The organism is Kribbella sp. NPDC058245, assembly GCF_042882005.1.
Taxonomy (GTDB): domain Bacteria; phylum Actinomycetota; class Actinomycetes; order Propionibacteriales; family Kribbellaceae; genus Kribbella.
Genome location: NZ_JBHVWY010000039.1, coordinates 868 through 1,390, shown reverse-complemented (window position 1 = coordinate 1,390; position 523 = coordinate 868). Strand labels below are relative to the sequence as shown.

The 523-nt window shown below is 60.6% G+C and carries 1 rRNA gene (cut by a window edge); it reads right to left on the bottom strand.

The annotated features are described in order from the left end of the window. A 23S ribosomal RNA gene (locus ACFVWG_RS41470) occupies positions 1 to 523 on the bottom strand (its annotated part continues 867 nt past the right edge of the window); the annotation flags it as partial.

Sequence of the window (523 nt, the reverse complement as noted above, 5' to 3'; positions counted from 1 at the left end):
GGCGCGGGCGATGGCGACGCGCTGCTGCTCACCACCGGAGAGCTCACCGGGCATCCGCTCCTCCTTGCCGCCGAGGCCGACGAGGTCGAGGACCTGCGGCACGGCCTTGCGGATCTCGCCGCGCGGCTTGCCGATGACCTCCTGGGCGAAGGCCACGTTCTGGGCCACGGTCTTGTTGGGCAGCAGGCGGAAGTCCTGGAAGACGGTCCCCAGCTGGCGCTCCGGTTTCCAAGGCTCCTACCTATCCTGTACAAGCTGTACCAACATTCAATATCAGGCTGCAGTAAAGCTCCACGGGGTCTTTCCGTCCTGTCGCGGGTAACCTGCATCTTCACAGGTACTATAATTTCACCGAGTCTCTCGTTGAGACAGTGCCCAGATCGTTGCGCCTTTCGTGCGGGTCGGAACTTACCCGACAAGGAATTTCGCTACCTTAGGACCGTTATAGTTACGGCCGCCGTTTACTGGGGCTTCAATTCGCACCTTCGCATACGCTAAGCGCTCCTCTTAACCTTCCAGCACC